The sequence below is a fragment of the Serinibacter arcticus genome (assembly GCF_003121705.1).
Classification (GTDB): domain Bacteria; phylum Actinomycetota; class Actinomycetes; order Actinomycetales; family Beutenbergiaceae; genus Litorihabitans.
This window is the reverse complement of sequence record NZ_PYHR01000002.1, coordinates 2,243,135-2,259,270: the sequence shown is the minus strand read 5'-3', so window position 1 is coordinate 2,259,270 and position 16,136 is coordinate 2,243,135. Positions and strand designations below refer to the sequence as shown.

Annotated in this window: 15 protein-coding genes; 13 read left to right on the top strand and 2 right to left on the bottom strand. The window is 72.9% G+C overall.

Going from position 1 to position 16,136, the window contains the following annotated elements:
- Nucleotides 1-10: 10 nt before the first annotated feature.
- Nucleotides 11-1,453, bottom strand: coding sequence for an adenylosuccinate lyase (gene purB / locus C8046_RS10185; protein ID WP_109229347.1), 1,443 nt, complete (start codon nucleotides 1,451-1,453; stop codon nucleotides 11-13).
- A gap of 152 nt (nucleotides 1,454-1,605) precedes the next feature.
- Between purB and C8046_RS10180 the strand changes: the two genes are divergently transcribed.
- On the top strand, nucleotides 1,606-1,986 hold the full coding sequence (locus C8046_RS10180) for a hypothetical protein (protein ID WP_109229346.1): 381 nt from the start codon (nucleotides 1,606-1,608) through the stop codon (nucleotides 1,984-1,986).
- Nucleotides 1,986-3,257, top strand: coding sequence for a hypothetical protein (locus tag C8046_RS10175; RefSeq protein WP_109229345.1), 1,272 nt, complete (start codon nucleotides 1,986-1,988; stop codon nucleotides 3,255-3,257). The genes C8046_RS10180 and C8046_RS10175 overlap by 1 nt, the downstream gene beginning before the upstream one ends.
- 25 nt (nucleotides 3,258-3,282) lie before the next feature.
- Here C8046_RS10175 and C8046_RS10170 read toward each other — a convergent pair whose 3' ends face one another.
- Nucleotides 3,283-3,678: a phage holin family protein gene (locus C8046_RS10170; RefSeq protein ID WP_109229344.1), complete on the bottom strand. Its 396-nt coding sequence runs from the start codon at nucleotides 3,676-3,678 to the stop codon at nucleotides 3,283-3,285.
- 44 nt (nucleotides 3,679-3,722) lie between these two features.
- Between C8046_RS10170 and C8046_RS19990 the strand changes: the two genes are divergently transcribed.
- The 11 genes from C8046_RS19990 to C8046_RS10125 all read left to right on the top strand — a co-directional run bounded on the left by C8046_RS19990 (nucleotide 3,723) and on the right by C8046_RS10125 (nucleotide 16,091).
- Complete coding sequence (locus C8046_RS19990; protein WP_328587589.1) at nucleotides 3,723-3,866, top strand: hypothetical protein; 144 nt, start codon at nucleotides 3,723-3,725, stop codon at nucleotides 3,864-3,866.
- Nucleotides 3,860-4,810 carry a histidinol-phosphate transaminase gene (locus tag C8046_RS10165; RefSeq protein WP_328587588.1) on the top strand — a complete coding sequence of 317 codons (951 nt, stop codon included), beginning with the start codon at nucleotides 3,860-3,862 and terminating at the stop codon, nucleotides 4,808-4,810. Before C8046_RS19990 ends, C8046_RS10165 begins: the two co-directional genes overlap by 7 nt.
- A gap of 104 nt (nucleotides 4,811-4,914) precedes the next feature.
- Nucleotides 4,915-6,108 carry a pyruvate dehydrogenase (acetyl-transferring) E1 component subunit alpha gene (pdhA, locus tag C8046_RS10160; protein ID WP_419183554.1) on the top strand — a complete coding sequence of 398 codons (1,194 nt, stop codon included), beginning with the start codon at nucleotides 4,915-4,917 and terminating at the stop codon, nucleotides 6,106-6,108.
- Between the two features lie 11 nt (nucleotides 6,109-6,119).
- Nucleotides 6,120-7,199 carry an alpha-ketoacid dehydrogenase subunit beta gene (locus C8046_RS10155; protein ID WP_109229343.1) on the top strand — a complete coding sequence of 360 codons (1,080 nt, stop codon included), beginning with the start codon at nucleotides 6,120-6,122 and terminating at the stop codon, nucleotides 7,197-7,199.
- Between the two features lie 29 nt (nucleotides 7,200-7,228).
- The gene (locus C8046_RS10150; RefSeq protein ID WP_109229342.1) at nucleotides 7,229-8,653 is read left to right on the top strand and encodes a dihydrolipoamide acetyltransferase family protein; all 1,425 of its coding nucleotides are present in this window, start codon (nucleotides 7,229-7,231) and stop codon (nucleotides 8,651-8,653) included.
- Nucleotides 8,654-9,131: 478 nt separating this feature from the next.
- On the top strand, nucleotides 9,132-10,790 hold the full coding sequence (locus C8046_RS10145; protein WP_158277189.1) for an ABC transporter substrate-binding protein: 1,659 nt from the start codon (nucleotides 9,132-9,134) through the stop codon (nucleotides 10,788-10,790).
- Nucleotides 10,791-10,868: 78 nt separating this feature from the next.
- Nucleotides 10,869-11,834 (top strand): ABC transporter permease, encoded by a 966-nt coding sequence (locus C8046_RS10140; protein WP_109229340.1) that lies wholly within the window; start codon nucleotides 10,869-10,871, stop codon nucleotides 11,832-11,834.
- A gap of 2 nt (nucleotides 11,835-11,836) precedes the next feature.
- Nucleotides 11,837-12,511, top strand: a complete 675-nt coding sequence (locus C8046_RS19755; RefSeq protein ID WP_268921366.1) for an ABC transporter permease — start codon at nucleotides 11,837-11,839, stop codon at nucleotides 12,509-12,511.
- Nucleotides 12,508-12,894 carry an ABC transporter permease subunit gene (locus C8046_RS19750; protein ID WP_199224602.1) on the top strand — a complete coding sequence of 129 codons (387 nt, stop codon included), beginning with the start codon at nucleotides 12,508-12,510 and terminating at the stop codon, nucleotides 12,892-12,894. The genes C8046_RS19755 and C8046_RS19750 overlap by 4 nt, the downstream gene beginning before the upstream one ends.
- Nucleotides 12,887-14,440, top strand: coding sequence for a Sapep family Mn(2+)-dependent dipeptidase (locus C8046_RS10130; protein WP_199224435.1), 1,554 nt, complete (start codon nucleotides 12,887-12,889; stop codon nucleotides 14,438-14,440). Before C8046_RS19750 ends, C8046_RS10130 begins: the two co-directional genes overlap by 8 nt.
- Nucleotides 14,433-16,091, top strand: coding sequence for a dipeptide ABC transporter ATP-binding protein (locus tag C8046_RS10125; protein ID WP_109229339.1), 1,659 nt, complete (start codon nucleotides 14,433-14,435; stop codon nucleotides 16,089-16,091). The genes C8046_RS10130 and C8046_RS10125 overlap by 8 nt, the downstream gene beginning before the upstream one ends.
- Nucleotides 16,092-16,136: the final 45 nt, after the last annotated feature.

Here is a 16,136-nt window from a genome sequence, read left to right as displayed (position 1 = left end):
GCCGTTCGGGTCAGGCCAGGTGGCCGACGAGCTTCTCGGCGTACCCCGTGTAGCCCGCCGGGGTCAGGTCGAGCAGTCGCGCCTGGACGTCGGCCGGCAGGCCGAGGTCGGAGATGAAGGCACGCATGCCGTCGCCGTCGACGCGACGCCCGCGCGTGAGGTCCTTGAGGCGCTCGTAGGGGTCGGCCATCCCCGACGCCCCGGCGATCCCTGCGGCCCGCATCGCGGACTGCACGGCCTCGCCGAGCACCTCCCAGTTCCCGTCGAGATCGCGGGCCATCGCCGCGGCGTCGACGTCGAGTCCGGCCAGGCCGCGCGTGACGTTCGCGATCGCGAGCAGCGAGTGGCCGAACGCGATGCCGATCGTGCGCTGGCTGGAGGAGTCGGTGAGGTCGCGCTGCAGGCGCGAGGTGACGAGCGTGGTCGAGAGGTTGTCGAGCAGCGCGTTCGAGACCTCGAGGTTCGCCTCGGCGTTCTCGAACCGGATCGGGTTCACCTTGTGCGGCATGGTCGAGGACCCGGTCGAGCCCTGGGCCGACAGTCGCTGCGCGAAGTAGCCGAGCGAGATGTAGGTCCACACGTCGGTCGCCAGGTTGTGCAGGACGCGGTTGAAACGGGCGACGTCGGAGTAGAGCTCGGCCTGCCAGTCGTGGCTCTCGATCTGCGTCGTCAGCGGGTTCCACGTGAGACCGAGGCCCTCGACGAACGTGCGCGCGACCTGCTCCCAGTCCGTGCCGGGCACCGAGACGGCGTGGGCGCCGAACGTGCCGGTCGCGCCGTTGATCTTCCCGAGCGTCTCGTCGGCCGCGATGCGTGCGAGCTGGCGGCGCAGGCGGTGCGCGAGGACGGCGAGCTCCTTGCCCAGAGTGACGGGGGTGGCCGGCTGGCCGTGGGTGCGCGCGAGCATCGGCGTCGCGGCCTGGTCGCGGGCGAGGTCGGCGACGGCGTCGGCCACCCCGGCGGCGGCGGGCAGCCAGACCTCGTGGACGGCGGAGCGCACCGTGATCGCGTACGCGAGGTTGTTGATGTCCTCGCTGGTGCAGAAGATGTGGACGAGCTCGCTCGCGGCGGGGAGCGACGTCGTCGCGCCGAGCACGTCGCCGGCCGTCGCCAGGCGGCGCTTGAGGAAGTACTCCACGGCCTTGACGTCATGCCGCGTCTCGGCCTCGATCGCGGCCATCTCGGCGATCTCGGCGGGACCGAACGTGGCGACGACGTCGCGCAGGTAGGCGACCTCGGACTCCGTGAGCTCGGGGGCGCCGGGAATCGCGCCGACCGCCGTCAGGTGGATGAGCCACTCGACCTCGACGTGCAGCCGGGCGCGGTTGAGCGCGGCCTCGGACAGGTGGTCGACGAGCGGAGCGACGTCCGCTCGGTACCGGCCGTCGAGGGGACCGAGGGCGATGGAGGTGTCGGCGGCGAGGGTGACCCAGGGCTGGGTGGTCGAGGACATGATCCGATTCTCCCGCATGCCGTGCGTGGGTGCAGTTCCGTCTCGGGCACTGCTGGCGCGGGGCCTGTCCCCAGCCGATGGGTGCGTGACCTGTGCCCCCAGAGCGACCGCACCCCCTTCCGGAGGTGGGGCGGCCTCCCTAGCGTCGCGCCATGAGCCAGCCCCTGTGCCCCGTCCCACCGATCCCGATCACCGTCGGCGACGCCGTCCCGCTCGTCGCCGCGATCAGCGCCGCCATCGGCCGCGCCGTCCCCGAGGCGTGGGTGTCGGGAGCCTCGCGACGCTTCGACGCGCTGCGCGAGAAGGACCGCGCGGCCGCTGATCGCGCCGTCACGCGCGTCTCCGAGGCGGTCGTGGCGCTGACCGCCCTGCAGGTCTCGCGGATGACGGCACAGCTCGCCTACGGGGGAGGCGCTCCGTTGCCCGTCGGGGTCGCTCCGGCGCCGGGCTCGCCCTGGCTGCCCGCCGATCCGGCCGGCAGCACCTGGTCGCCGACGGCACCGGTGCTTCCCCCGACGGCCGGGAACCGCTGATGAGTGGTGGCTCGCGGGGGACGCCCGCGATCGGCGGCCTCTGGATCTCGACCGACACCGCGGAGATCGACGACCTGGCCTCCGACTTCGACGACGCGGTGACCCATGCGGACGCCGCGCTCCTGGAGCTGCGCGTCGCCCGCGGACGGCTCGTGCTGGTGGCCGAGACGCCCGACGGGGCCCGGGCGACCGCCCTCGTCGCGGTCGGGGCGGCGATCACCGCCGTGGTCGAGGCGCGGGACCGGGCCGCGTCGAGGGCGGCCGCACTGCGGTTCGCGTCGCGCGACTACGACGGCGCCGAGTCCGATCCCGTCTCGGCCTTCAGCTGGCTCCCCCTGCCGGTGCTTCCCCGGACCGCCGCGATCCTGGGCGGGGCGGCGGGGGAGGCCGTGACGTCGCTCGCCGACGGCACACCGCTGCTTCCCGGATCTCGCGTGCAGGCCGTGCTGTCGGCCGTCCCGATCGATGTGACGGCCGGCGTGCTGCAGATGCTGCCGGCGGCGCCGTACTCGGCCGCTCGGTTGCGGGCGTCGATCACCCTGCAGCCTCCGGGCGCACCGCTGGCCCCGCCGGCGGCGTCGTCGCTCGCCGATCTCGCGGACCGGGTGCGGCTGGCGAACATCGACGGTGGTGGCGGCAGCGCCACGGTCGAGATCCAGCGCATCGAGCACACCGACGGCACCGTCTCCTGGGTCGTCGCCACCCACGGCACGAAGGACGGGCTCTTCGCGCTGAGGCAACCGTTCTCGGTGGTGGGAAACGTCGACGCCTACGCCGGACTCGCGAGCGCGGGGGAGGACGTCGTGCTCGCGGCCATGGAGGAGGCCGGGATCCCGCCGGGTGACCCGGTGGTGCTCGCGGCCCACTCGCAGGGCGGTATGGCGCTGATCAACCTCGCGTCGAACCCGTCCGTGCGCCGACGGTTCACCGTGGCCGGTGTCGCGACGTTCGGCTCGCCGGTCGGGCAGCTGCCTCCCGCGGGCGTCCCCACGATGAACGTCCAGCACGCGGAGGACGGTGTGGGCTCGCTCGGCGGCGACACCGGTGTGAGGCCGGGCGGCTCCGCGCCGGAGGAGGTGTGGGCCACGCGGGAGGTCGGTGACCTGCCCGTGGCCGAGTCGCACTCGATGGACCACTACGTCGAGACGGCGGAGCTCATCGACGCGTCGAACCACCCGGCGCTCGGCGACTGGGAGGAGGCGGTGACCCCGCTGCTGGCGGAGGAGGGCGCCACGGTGACCGCCACCACCTACCGGGGGTCGAGGTGGTGAGCGCGACGTCGGGCGCCGCGGCGCGTCAGCGCTCGGAGCGGCTGGGGCGCGGCAGGACCGCGCTGAGGATCATCCCCGCGACGGACACGACGATCGCACCGAGCACCGCCGACGGCCAGAAGCCGTCCACGCTCAGTCCCCACGCGAAGTTGTCCGTCACCCAGCTGACCAGCATGAGCATCAGGGCGTTGACCACGATGCCGAACAGGCCGAAGGTCAGGATGTACAGGAGGAAGGTCAGGGCGGCGACGATCGGCTTGATGATCGCCTGGACCAGGGCGAGCACCGCCCCGACCACGAGGTACACCAGCACCTGCTGCCACCACTCGGCGACGTCGGTGACCTGGATGCCACGGATGAGGAGGTCGGCCACCCACACGGCACCGGCCGAGACCACGGAACGCCAGAGGAACTCCTTCATGGGTCCATCCTCGCACCCGTGGCCGGCTCGGGCATGCTGGTGCCATGGCCTCCACCCCGCGCAAGGTCCGTCTCCGCGACCGCGTCACCGCCCTTCCCGCCTACGTCCCCGGGGCTCGCCCGAGCGGCACGATGAGCGAGAAGCTCTCCTCGAACGAGAACCCGTTCCCCCGCTGCCCGGGGTGCTGACCGCGGTCACCGACGCGGCGGCGGACCTCAACCGCTACCCGGACATGGCCTCGGTCGAGCTGATCGATCACCTGGCGGCGCTGCACGGCGTGGAGGCGGAGCAGATCGTCGTCGGCAACGGGTCGACGGCGGTGCTCGAGGCGATCCTGCGCGCCCTGTGCGAGGCGGGCGACGAGGTCGTCTTCCCGTGGCGCTCCTTCGAGGCGTACCCGATCGCCGTCGCGGTGACGGGGGCCACGAGCGTGCCGGTCCCGCTGACCGCGGACGGACGACACGACGTCGACGCCATGCTGGCCGCCGTCACCGAGCGCACGAAGGCGATCCTGCTGTGCTCGCCCAACAACCCGACCGGGCCGACGCTGACGCAGGCCGAGGTCGAGCGGGTGCTCCAGGAGGCGCCGACCGACGTCCTGGTGCTGCTCGACGAGGCCTACATCGAGTTCGTCCGTTCGCCCGACGCCGTCGAGTCGGGTCCGCTGCTCGCGACCCACCCCCGCCTCGTCGTGCTGCGCACGTTCTCCAAGGCCTACGGTCTCGCCGGCCTCCGGGTCGGCTACGCGGTGGGTCGGGGTCGGCTCGTCGGCGGCATCCGTGCGGCATCCACCCCGTTCGGGGTGAACGCGCTGGCGCAGGTCGCTGCGGTGGCCTCGCTGCAGGCCGGGCCCGAGCTGATGGCGCGGGTCGACGACCTCGTCGTCGAGCGCGAGCGGCTGGTCGCCGCGCTGCGTCGTCAGGGCTGGGACCTGCCCGACGCGCAGGGCAACTTCGTGTGGCTCGCCGTCGGCGACCAGGCGGGCGTGCTCGCCCGGGCGTTCGCTGACGCCGGCGTGCTCGTCCGCCCGTTCGCGGGTGAGGGCGTGCGGATCTCTGTGGGCGACCGCGAGGCGAACGACGTCGTGATCGCCGTCGCGGGGGAGTACGCCGCGGAGCGGCCGCGACGCTGAGGGGTACCCCCTCCTCGCAAGTTACGCTACCGTAGGCTACGCATCCGTAGGTTACGACGGCGTAGGTCTGTCGTACCCCGACCGACACCCCGCCGAGGAGCCGCGTGAGCAGCACCGAGACCCCCGCAACGCCCGTCGATCACGAGCTGAGCTGGCCCGACCCGTGCGAGATCGCCGGCACCGTCCGCCTGGTGGCCCCGGACGGCAGCCGTCTGTCCGAGGACGCCGTCGCCCTGAGCGGTCACGCCGTCTACGCGGCGGCCGCCGCCCGCACCACCCCCGACGAGCTGCGCGCCATGTACCGCGACATGGTCCTGGTGCGTGCCTTCGACCGCGAGGCCACGAGCCTGCAGCGGCAGGGAGAGCTCGGCCTGTGGCCGGAGTGCCGTGGTCAGGAGGCCGCCCAGATCGGGTCGGCCCACGCGCTCCGGCCGCGAGACCACGTCTTCCCCTCCTACCGGGAGCACGGGGTGGCGCACGTGCGCGGACTCGACCTGCGCGAGATCCTCCACCTCTTCCGCGGCACGGAGCACGGTGGCTGGGACCCGACGGCCCACGGCTTCCACATCTACACGCTCGTCATCGGCTCGCACACGCTGCACGCCACGGGCTACGCGATGGGGATCCAGCGCGACGGCGACGTCGGCACGGGCACCGACCGCGACCGCGCCGTCGTGGCCTACTTCGGCGACGGTGCCACCGCGCAGGGCGACGTCAACGAGGCGCTCGTGTTCGCCGCCACGACCAACGCTCCCGTCGTCTTCTTCTGTCAGAACAACCACTGGGCCATCTCGGCGCCCACGACCGTCCAGACGACGGTCCCGCTCGTCGAGCGCGGCGCCGGCTTCGGTGTCCCGAGCATCAGGGTCGACGGGAACGACGTCGTCGCCGTCAAGGCCGTCACCGAGGCAGCCCTCGAGCGTGCCCGGTCCGGCGGCGGCCCGACCTTCATCGAGGCCGTGACCTACCGGATGGGCGCGCACACGACGTCCGACGACCCGACCCGCTACCGCGAGCGGGCCGAGGAGGACGCCTGGTCGCAGCGCGACCCCATCGAGCGGCTCGGCGCCCTCCTGCGCGCCGAGGGCCTCGTCGACGACGCGTTCTTCGCCGGGATCGACGCGGATGCGACCGAGCTCACCGCCGGCGTCCGCGCCTACTGCCGGAGCCTCACGCCCCCGCCCGCCGAGTCGATGTTCGACCACGTCTACGCCGCGCAGCACACGCTCGTCGACGAGGAGCGCGCCTGGTACGGCCAGTACGCGTCCTCGTTCGAGCAGGCCGCCGCCGGGTCCTGAAGGAGGACGCCATGACCACGACGCACACCGCCGCCGACGCGGCTCCCACCGACGCGGCCGCCACGACGGCCGCCACCGTGCCCGCCGAGACCAAGCAGCGCCTCCCGCTCGCGCGCGCCATCAACGCCGGCCTGCGCCGGGCCCTCGCCACGGACGACCACGTCATGCTCATGGGCGAGGACATCGGTCGCCTCGGCGGCGTCTTCCGGGTCACCGACGGGCTGCAGGCAGAGTTCGGCACGCAGCGCGTGGTCGACTCCCCGCTGGCCGAGTCCGGCATCCTCGGCACCGCGATCGGTCTGGCGATGGCCGGCTACCGGCCCGTCGTCGAGATCCAGTTCGACGGCTTCGTCTTCCCGGCGTTCGACCAGATCACCACGCAGCTCGCGAAGCTGCGCTACCGCACCGGCGGGCGCCTCGAGATGCCCGTCGTCATCCGCATCCCCTACGGCGGCAGCATCGGCGCGATCGAGCACCACAGCGAGTCGCCGGAGGCCCTGTTCGCGCACACCGCCGGCCTGCGGATCGTCACGCCGGCCACCGCGGCCGACGGCTACACGATGATCCAGCAGGCCATCGCCTCGCCCGACCCCGTCATCTTCCTCGAGCCGAAGTCCCGCTACTGGGACAAGGGCGAGGTCGACCTCCGCGAGGGCGCCACCGAGCTCGGCCCCGACGGCTGGCGTTCGCTCCACGTGGCCCGCACGGTCCGCGCCGGCAGCGACCTCACCATCGCCGCGTACGGTCCGACCGTCGCGACGGCGCTCGCGGCCGCCCAGGTGGCCGAGCAGGAGGGGCGCGACGTCGAGGTCATCGACCTGCGCTCGGTCTCACCGATCGACTTCGACACGCTGACGGAGTCCGTGATGCGGACCGGGCACCTCGTCGTCGTGCACGAGGCCCCCGTCTTCTTCGGGTCGGGCGCCGAGATCGCCGCCCGGATCACCGAGCGCTGCTTCCACGCGCTCGAGGCGCCCGTGCTCCGCGTCGGCGGTTTCCACACGCCCTACCCCGCCTCCTCGATCGAGGCCGAGTACCTGCCGTCGCTCGACCGGGTGCTCGACGCCGTCGACCGCTCGCTCGCGTACTGAACCCGCACCAGAACCGAAGGACGTCCCTCGTGCCCCAGCTCCAGCACTTCGCCCTCCCCGACGTGGGTGAGGGCCTCACCGAGGCCGACATCGTCTCGTGGCGGGTCGCCGTCGGCGACACGGTGACCGTGAACCAGGTCATCGTCGAGATCGAGACCGCGAAGTCCCTGGTCGAGCTGCCCTCGCCGTGGGACGGCGTCGTCACGCAGCTGCTCGTCGACGAGGGCCAGACGGTCGACGTCGGCACGCCGATCGTCGTCGTCGACACGGACCCCGACGGTGAGGACGACGGCGGAACGTCCGAGGACGCCGTCGCCCCGCCGGCCGCCGAGCACGGCGCCGCCGGCACCTCGGGCGGCGTGCTCGTCGGCTACGGCACGTCGCACGCCTCCACCACGCGTCGCCCGCGGCGCACGACGGCGGAGCCCGCCCCGAGCGCGACGCCGGCCCGCGGCACCGCCCCGGCTCCCGTGGCGGCTGCCGCCGCCGTGGCCGCCCGCCCGGCCTCCTCGCCCGCCGCGCTGGTCTCGACGCCGTCGGCCAACGGCACGCCGATGCTCGCCAAGCCCCCGGTCCGCAAGCTCGCCAAGGACCTCGGCATCGCGCTCGAGACGGTCACGCCGTCGGGCCCGGGCGGGATCATCACGCGCGACGACGTCATCGCGCGCTCGCGTCAGGGCGAGGCCCGCACGCTGGCCACGTACCCGGGTGACGACACCCCGTGGCTCACGGACGGCGTCGTCTCCGGCGACGGCCGCCAGACGCGGGTGCCGGTGCGCTCGGTCCGCCGTCGCACGGCCGAGGCGATGGTGGCCTCGGCGTTCACGGCGCCGCACGTGACGGTGTTCCAGACGGTCGACGTCAGCCGCACGATGAAGCTGGTCGCCTCGCTCCGCGAGGACCGCGAGTTCGCCGACGTCCGCGTGACGCCCCTGCTGATCGCGGCCAAGGCGCTGATCCTGGCGATCCGTCGCCACCCCGAGATCAGCGCGGCGTGGGACGAGGAGCGGCAGGAGATCGTCTTCAAGCACTACGTGAACCTCGGGATCGCCGCGGCGACGCCTCGCGGTCTCGTGGTGCCGAACATCAAGAACGTCCACAGCATGCCGCTGCTCCAGCTCGCGCAGGAGATCGCCCACCTCACCAGCACGGCGCGCGCCGGCAAGACGCAGCCGTCGGAGATGAGCGACGGCACCGTCACCATCACGAACGTCGGGGTCTTCGGCACCGACACCGGCACCCCGATCCTCAACCCGGGCGAGTCCGCGATCCTCGCGTTCGGGGCGATCGCCGAGCGGCCGTGGGTCCACAAGGGCAAGATCAAGCCGCGCTGGGTCACCCAGCTGGCGCTGTCGTTCGACCACCGCCTGGTCGACGGCGAGCTCGGCGCCCGGGTGCTCTCCGACGTCGCGCGCGTGCTGGAGGACCCGGCCCACGCCCTCGTCTGGGGCTGACCCACCCGCCCCCACCCTTCTGCACGGCCGACGCCGCCCGCCGCTCCCCGCGGCGGGCGGCGTTGTGCGCACCGGTGGCCGCTTCGGCCGGGCCCATGCGGCCATCCGCGCGCGCAACGCGGCCGCGGCGGCCGGCCGGCTGACGGTGGGCGAAGCCTCGGCCGGCGGCAGCGGTGTCGGCAAGTCCGCTCCCGCCGATCCCGCCACGCGGACGCCACCGGGCGCTCCAGCCAGATCTGAAATCCGTCCCACGAGATGGAAAGCTCGCCAGGTGAGACGCTCCCGACGCCCGGGAGCCCCTCGGCGCCCGTCGCTACCGTCGATCGCGTCGACCCCGACTGCCGCTCATCGCGTGGACGCACGTCCGTGACCGGTGCCCGAGCGGGTCGACGGCTTGACCCCGACGACCACCCCTGACACAGGCCCTCCGGCCGCGGTCCGCCCTGCGCGCGCCCGGTCGGAGACCAAGGAGCACCCCGTGAGACGAACACTTGCCGGCACGTCCCTCCTCGCCGCGGCAGCCCTGCTGCTGACCGCGTGCGCCAACCCCGAGCCCGTGGGCTCGTCGGGGCAGACGTCGTCGTCCACCAGCGCCGCCGAGGGGGCGACCGACGTCGCCGACCCGGGCGACTCGACCATCCGCTACGCGCTGTGGAGCAACCCCAACGGCACGTTCAACCCGTTGACCTACTTCACCGACTACGACCGCGCGATCGTCTTCAACGTCTACAGCCGGCTCGTGATCGTGGACGAGAACCAGGGCTTCACGCCGCAGCTGGCAGAGGGTTACGAGTGGTCGGAGGACGGGCGCACGCTCACTTTCACGCTGCCCGGCGACGTCACGTGGCACGACGGCGAGCCCTTCACCGCCGAGGACGTCGCCTTCACCTACAGCATCCAGGGCAGCGCGGACTGGCCGCGTGACACCCCGGCCTTCATCACCGAGGTCGAGGGCTTCGAGGAGTACCACTCCGGCGCGGCCGCGACCGTGTCCGGCATCCAGGTGATCGACCCGACCACCGTCTCCTTCACCTTCACCCAGCCGTACTCGGCCGCGCTCTCGCACTTCGCCGACCGCCCGGTGCTCGCCAAGCACATCTGGGAGACCGTCCCCGTGGCGGACTGGGACACCTCACCGCAGGCCGGCACCCCCGTCGGCACGGGCCCCTTCAAGTTCGTGACCTTCCTCCCCGACCAGTACGTCGAGCTGGAGCGCAACGAGGAATATCTCCACGGTGCCCCGAAGGCCGCGAAGCTCATCTTCACGGTGACCTCGCCGGAGACGGTTCAGACACAACTGGTCAACGGCGAGCTCGACATCGCCGAGCTCTCGAGCTGGAACCCGACCGAGCTGACCGCCTACGAGGACGCCGGGATCAGGGTCGACGAGCAGGCGGGGACCTCGTTGCAGTCCCTGACGCTCGATGCGAACGACGAGCGACTCCAGGACGTCCGCGTCCGGCAGGCGATCGTCACCGCGATCAACCGCACCGGCATCGTGGACTCCTTGCTGTACGGCCACGGTGCGGTCTCGAACACGATCGGCAGCCCGCTCGACCCCGCCTACCCGGACGACCTCGACACCTACGACCACGACCCCGAGGCCGCCGCGGCCCTGCTCGCCGAGGCCGGCTGGGTGGACACCGACGGCGACGGCGTCGTGGAGAAGGACGGCGAGCCGTTCACCTTCGTGCTCAACTTCCCGACCGGCAACAAGACGCGCGAGCAGTCGGCGCCGATCATCCAGCAGAACCTGCAGGAGATCGGCCTCGACGTCGAGCTGGTCTCGGGCGACTTCAACTCCACCCTCGCGATCCTCCAGGATCCGGCCGTGCCCTACGACGGTGTCCTCATGGGAGGCACCTTCCGTCCAGGCAACTACGACAACAACTTCTGGTGGGAGCGGTTCGAGGACCCGGAGCTGACCGCGCTGCACGACACGGTGGTCTCCACCGTCGAGCCGGAGCCCTACGCCGAGGCCGTCAGCGCGTGGTTCCGCGAGGTCAACGAGCTGGCGTTCCGGGTCTGGCTCTACATCCCCAACCGCGGCTACGCGTCGCGACCCGAGGTGCAGGGCGTGGCGACCTACCCCTACGAGCCGTTCTTCGGCGTCGAGAACTGGTACGTCGGCGAGTGACCCCGCCCTCCGGCCCGACGGCGTCCGCGTCGTCGGGCCGGAGCGGGGCCACCGCGCCCACGCACCGCAAGGAGCCTCGTGACCCGCTACATCCTGCGCCGGGTGCTGATCGCCCTCCCGGTCCTCCTCGGCATCTCCGTCCTCGTCTTCGCCCTGATCAACCTGCAGCCGGGCGACCCGTACGTCAGCATGATCGACCCGCAGGCGCCGCCCGAGGTGAAGGAGGCGCTGCTGCAGCGGGTCGGCTACTACGACCCGATCTGGCTCAAGTACCTCAAGTGGGCCGGCCGCGCCGTCACGGGTGACCTGGGCTACTCCATCCAGTACGGCGCGCCCGTTGCCGAGATCATCGGCAGCAGGCTGGGCAACACGCTCATCCTCACGGTCACGGCGCTCGCGCTCTCGCTGCTGGTCGCCGTCCCCGTCGGGGCGTTCGGCGCCCTCGCGAAGGGCTCGCTCGGCGACTGGCTCTTCACGATCCTCGCCTTCGCGCTGCTGAGCATCCCGACCTTCTTCTTCGGGATGCTCCTGATCAAGGTGTTCGCCGCCGACCTGGCGCTGCTGCCCGCCTCCGGGATGACCACCGTCGGCGCCGACCTGTCGGGACCGGCGCTCGCCACCGACATCGCCAGACACCTGGTGCTGCCGGCCGTCACCCTGGCGGGCATCAACTTCGCCGTGTTCTCGCGGTACTTCCGCACGAGCGTGAACGAGCTGATCGGCGCGGACTTCGTGCGGACGCACTTCGCCAAGGGGCTCCCGCGCTCCGCCGTCGTCTGGCGCCACCTCGCACGGAACTCCGCCAAGCCGCTCGTCACCATCCTCAGCCTCGAGATCCCGGCGCTGCTCTCGGGCGCGCTGATCACCGAGACGGTCTTCAGCTGGCCGGGACTCGGTCGGCTCAACTACGAGGCAGTGCTCAACCGCGACTACAGCCTCCTGATGGGAATCGTGATCCTCCTGGCCGTCGTGACCCTGATTGCCAACCTGCTCGCCGACGTCCTCTACGCGGCCGTCGACCCCCGCATCCGGGTGGTGAGGTAGCCGTGACGACGACGGATGCCCGCGCCGCGCAGCGTCGCACCCCCGATCCGCCCGGCCCCGGCCGACCGAGCGGCGCCACGTCGCGCCGTCGCCGGCCGGGCCGCGTCTGGTACCGCGAGCCGCGGCTCGTCACGGGCCTCGCCGTGCTGGCCGTGGTCGCCCTCGCGACCCTCGTCGGGCCGCTCCTGCTGCCCTACGGCCCCAACGAGATCGACCTGCTCCAGCTGGAGCGACCGCCGTCGCCCGAGCACGTGCTCGGCACCGACGACCTCGGCCGCGACGTGCTCGCCCGACTCCTGCACGGCGGGCGCCTGTCGATCATGGTCGGCCTGGCCGCAGCCCTGGTGCAGCTCGTCGTGGGCGTCACGGTCGGTGCCGTCTCCGGCTACGTCGGCGGCTGGGTCGACTCGACGCTCATGCGGATCACCGAGATCTTCATGTGCTTCCCGTTCTACTCGATCGCCGTGACGCTCGCGGGACTGTTCGGGGCGAGCATCTGGAACGTCGTGCTGATCATCGGGCTGCTCTCGTGGACCGGGCTCGCCCGGCTGGTGCGGGCCGAGGTGCTCTCGCTGCGGGAGCGCGAGTTCGTGCTGTTCGCCCGCGCCTCCGGCGTACCGGCCCCCGCATCGTCACCAGGCACCTGCTGCGCAACACCACGGGACCGATCCTGGTGAACGCCACGCTCGCCGTCGCCGGCGCGGTGCTCGCGGAGGCGGCGCTGAGCTTCCTGGGTCTCGGCGTCAAGCAGCCGGATCCGAGCTGGGGCAACATGCTCTCCGCCGCGCAGAGCCTGCGCGTGCTCACCTACGAGTGGTGGCTCTGGATCCCGCCGGGCGTGGCGATCGTCGCGATGGTCCTCGCCGTCTACCTCGTCGGCGACGGCCTCTCCGGCCTGCTCAACCCCCGCCCGCACCAGCCGCTGCGCGACCTCACCCTGACCGGGTGGCGTCGCCCCCGCCGTCCGTCGCGTCGCCCGGGGAGCCCGTCCCCGGCCCCCGACACCACTCCCGAGACCACCCCCGCCCCGACTCCCCGAGAGGACGACCCCCGTGTCTGAGTCCGTCACCACCACCGTCACCCCCGATCCCTCCACCGCGCTCGTCCCCACCACGCTGTCCGACGTCGAGCGCGCACTCGTGGTCCGTGCCCGCGCCTGGCTCGACGATCACCGCGAGGAGTACGTCGCCGACCTCCTGGCCTGGGTGCGAGTCCCGAGCGTCGCCGACGCCACCCTCGCCGCCCCGGGGGCGCCCTTCGGGCCGGCCGTCGCGGAGGTGATCGACCTGGTCGAGCGGCGCGCCCGCGAGCTGGGGTTCGCCACGCACCCCCACGACGGCTTCGCGTTGTCGGTGACCTCGGGCGACGGCGAGGAGGAGATCGGCCTCGTGTCGCACCTCGACGTCGTCCCGGCGGGCGAGGGCTGGACGCACGAACCCTACGAACCGTTCGAGCGCGACGGCGTCGTCGTGGGGCGTGGTTCCGCCGACAACAAGGGCGCGGCCCTGATCGACCTCTACCTGCTGCGGGCGTTCCGCGATCTGGAGATTCCCCTCCGGCACAGCCTCCGCATCATCTACGGGGGCGCGGAGGAGGTCGGGATGCCCGACATCGTCCACTACGTCGAGCACGCGCCGGTGCCGCGCCAGTCGCTCATCACCGACGGGCCGTTCCCGGTCAACCACGCCCAGAAGGGCGGCCTCAACATCAGCCTGCACGTCCCGACGGGCCCCGTCCTGGCGCACCTGCGCGCCGGCGTCGCGGAGAACGCCGTGCCGGCGACGGCGGAGCTCACCCTGCCCGGGGTGCCCACCTCCGAGGTCGAGGAGGCGCGCGCCGGGATCCGCGAGGAGTGGCGCGACCTGGTCGCCGTGACCACGACACCCGACGGCGGGGCGCACGTCCACGCGCGGGGTCGCTCCGGGCACGCCGCGTTCCCCGACCGGACCCTGAACGCGATCCTCGTGCTCGCCGAGGTGCTCGTCCGGGTGCCTTCGCTGGACGCGGCCGACCTCGCCGCCGCCCGCGCGCTCGCCACGACGCTCGCGACCCCGTACGGCGACGGTTCGGGCCTCGCGACCAGCGACGACGTCACCGGTCCGCTGACCCAGAACGGCGGGCTCGTCGAGCCGGTCGACGGCGGCGTGACCCTCGCGCTCGACATCCGCTACCCCGTGGCGAGCGACGGCGGAGACCTCACCGCCCGCCTCGCCGCCCTCGCGGCAGGCTGGGGCGGGCACGTCGTCGCCGTCCGGGACGCGCCGCCGTTCCACGTCCCCGAGGACGACGCCCTCGTCCGCCTCCTCCAGGGCACGTTCAACCAGGTGCTCGACGTGGACGAGACGCCGTTCGCGATGGGTGGGGGGACGCACGCGCGCCACCTGCCGCGCTCCATCACGTTCGGCCCCGGCTTCGGGCGCAACCCCGATCTGGTGGCGCAGCTGGGGCTGCCCGCGCGGCCGTCGTTCGTCAGCGAGCACGCCGGCCCGCACGGTCCGGACGAGTACGCCTCGATCGACGGGCTGTTCCGCGCGTTCGAGGTGTACGTGGTCGCGCTCGTCCGGCTCGACGCGTTCCTCGCCGACGGCGGGAGCGAGCGTGGCTGAGGTCTCCCCGCCGCTGCTGGCGGTCCGCGACCTGGGGGTCCGCTTCCCGGGCGCCGACGTGCGGGCCGTCGACGGGATCGACGTCGAGGTCCGTGCGGGCGAGGTCGTCGCGCTGGTGGGGGAGTCGGGTTCGGGGAAGTCGGTGTCCGCGCTCGCGGTGCTCGGGCTCCTGCCGCGCGACGCCGAGGTGACCGGCTCCATCACCTACCGCGGCGAGGAAGTGCTCGACGCCGAGCTGGCGCGGGTGCGAGAGCTGCGCGGCGGCGAGGTGGCGCTGATCTTCCAGGACCCCGGCCTCGCGCTCGACCCCGTGTTCACCGTCGGGTCGCAGGTGGCCGAGGTGGTGCGGCTGCACCAGCCGGGTCTCTCACGGGCCGACGTCCGCCGTCGGGTCGTCGAGCTGCTGCGCACGGTCGGGGTCCCCGAGCCCGAGACACGGGTGGACGTCCATCCCCACCAGCTCTCGGGCGGGCTCCGCCAGCGCGTGATGATCGCGACGGCGCTGGCCGGCGGTCCGCGGGTGCTCATCGCGGACGAGCCCACGACGGCGCTGGACGTCACCGTCCAGCTCGGGATCCTCGACCTCCTCGACGAGCTGCGCCGCACGCAGGACCTCGGGATCCTTCTCATCACCCACGACATGGGCGTCGTGGCGGACCTGGCGGACCGCGTCGTCGTGCTGAAGGACGGCCGGGTGGTCGAGCGCGCGCCCACCGTCCAGCTCTTCGAGGCGCCGCAGCACGCATACTCCCGGGCGCTGCTGGCGGCCGTCCCGCGGGGGCGTGATCGTGCGGCGGTGCTCGGGCCGGTGACGGTGAGCGACGGCGTCGGGCCGGCCCCCGCGCCGGTGCTCCAGGTGCGCGACCTGTCGGTCAACTACCGCACCCGGTTCTCGCGCACGCCCGACGTCGTCCGCGGCGTGAGCTTCGCGATCGGCGCGGGCGAGATGCTCGGGCTGGTGGGCGAGTCAGGGTCGGGTAAGTCCAGCATCGGGCGCAGCATCCTGGGGCTGGCCCCGGTCACGGGGGGCACGATCACGCTCGACGGCGTCCACCTCGAGTCGGGGCGCGTCGCGGCGAGGCGACAAGCGGCGGCGCGCGTCGGGATGGTGTTCCAGGACCCGGCCGGATCGCTCAACCCGCGGCTGTCCGTCCTGGAGTCCGTGGCCGAGCCGATCGTGACGCAGCAGCGGCAGCCCCGGCGCGCCGTGACCGAGCGTGCGGCCGAGCTGCTCGAGCAGGTCAACCTGCCGGCGGACCTGCTGAGGCGCTACCCGCACGAGCTCTCCGGCGGCCAGAAGCAGCGCGTGGCGATTGCGCGGGCGCTCGCGCTCGACCCGGCGGTGCTGGTCGCGGACGAGCCGACGTCGGCGCTGGACGTCTCCATCCAGGCGCAGGTGATCGAGCTGCTGGCGCGGCTGCAGGCCGAGCGCGGCTTCGCGTGCCTGTTCATCAGCCACGACCTCGTTGTGGTGGAGGGCCTGTGCACCCGGGTGCTGGTCCTCAAGGACGGGCAGGTGGTGGAGGAGGGCGACGTCGCCGACGTCCTTCGGCAGCCGCGCCGTGACTACACGCGGGAGCTCGTGCTGGCTGCTCCGGTGCCGGACCCGGTGGAGCAGCGCCGCCGCCGAGCGGCGCGGTCGGCGGCCTGACGGCGGCGGCTCGGCGGCGTTGTGCGCACCGGTGGCCGCTTCGGC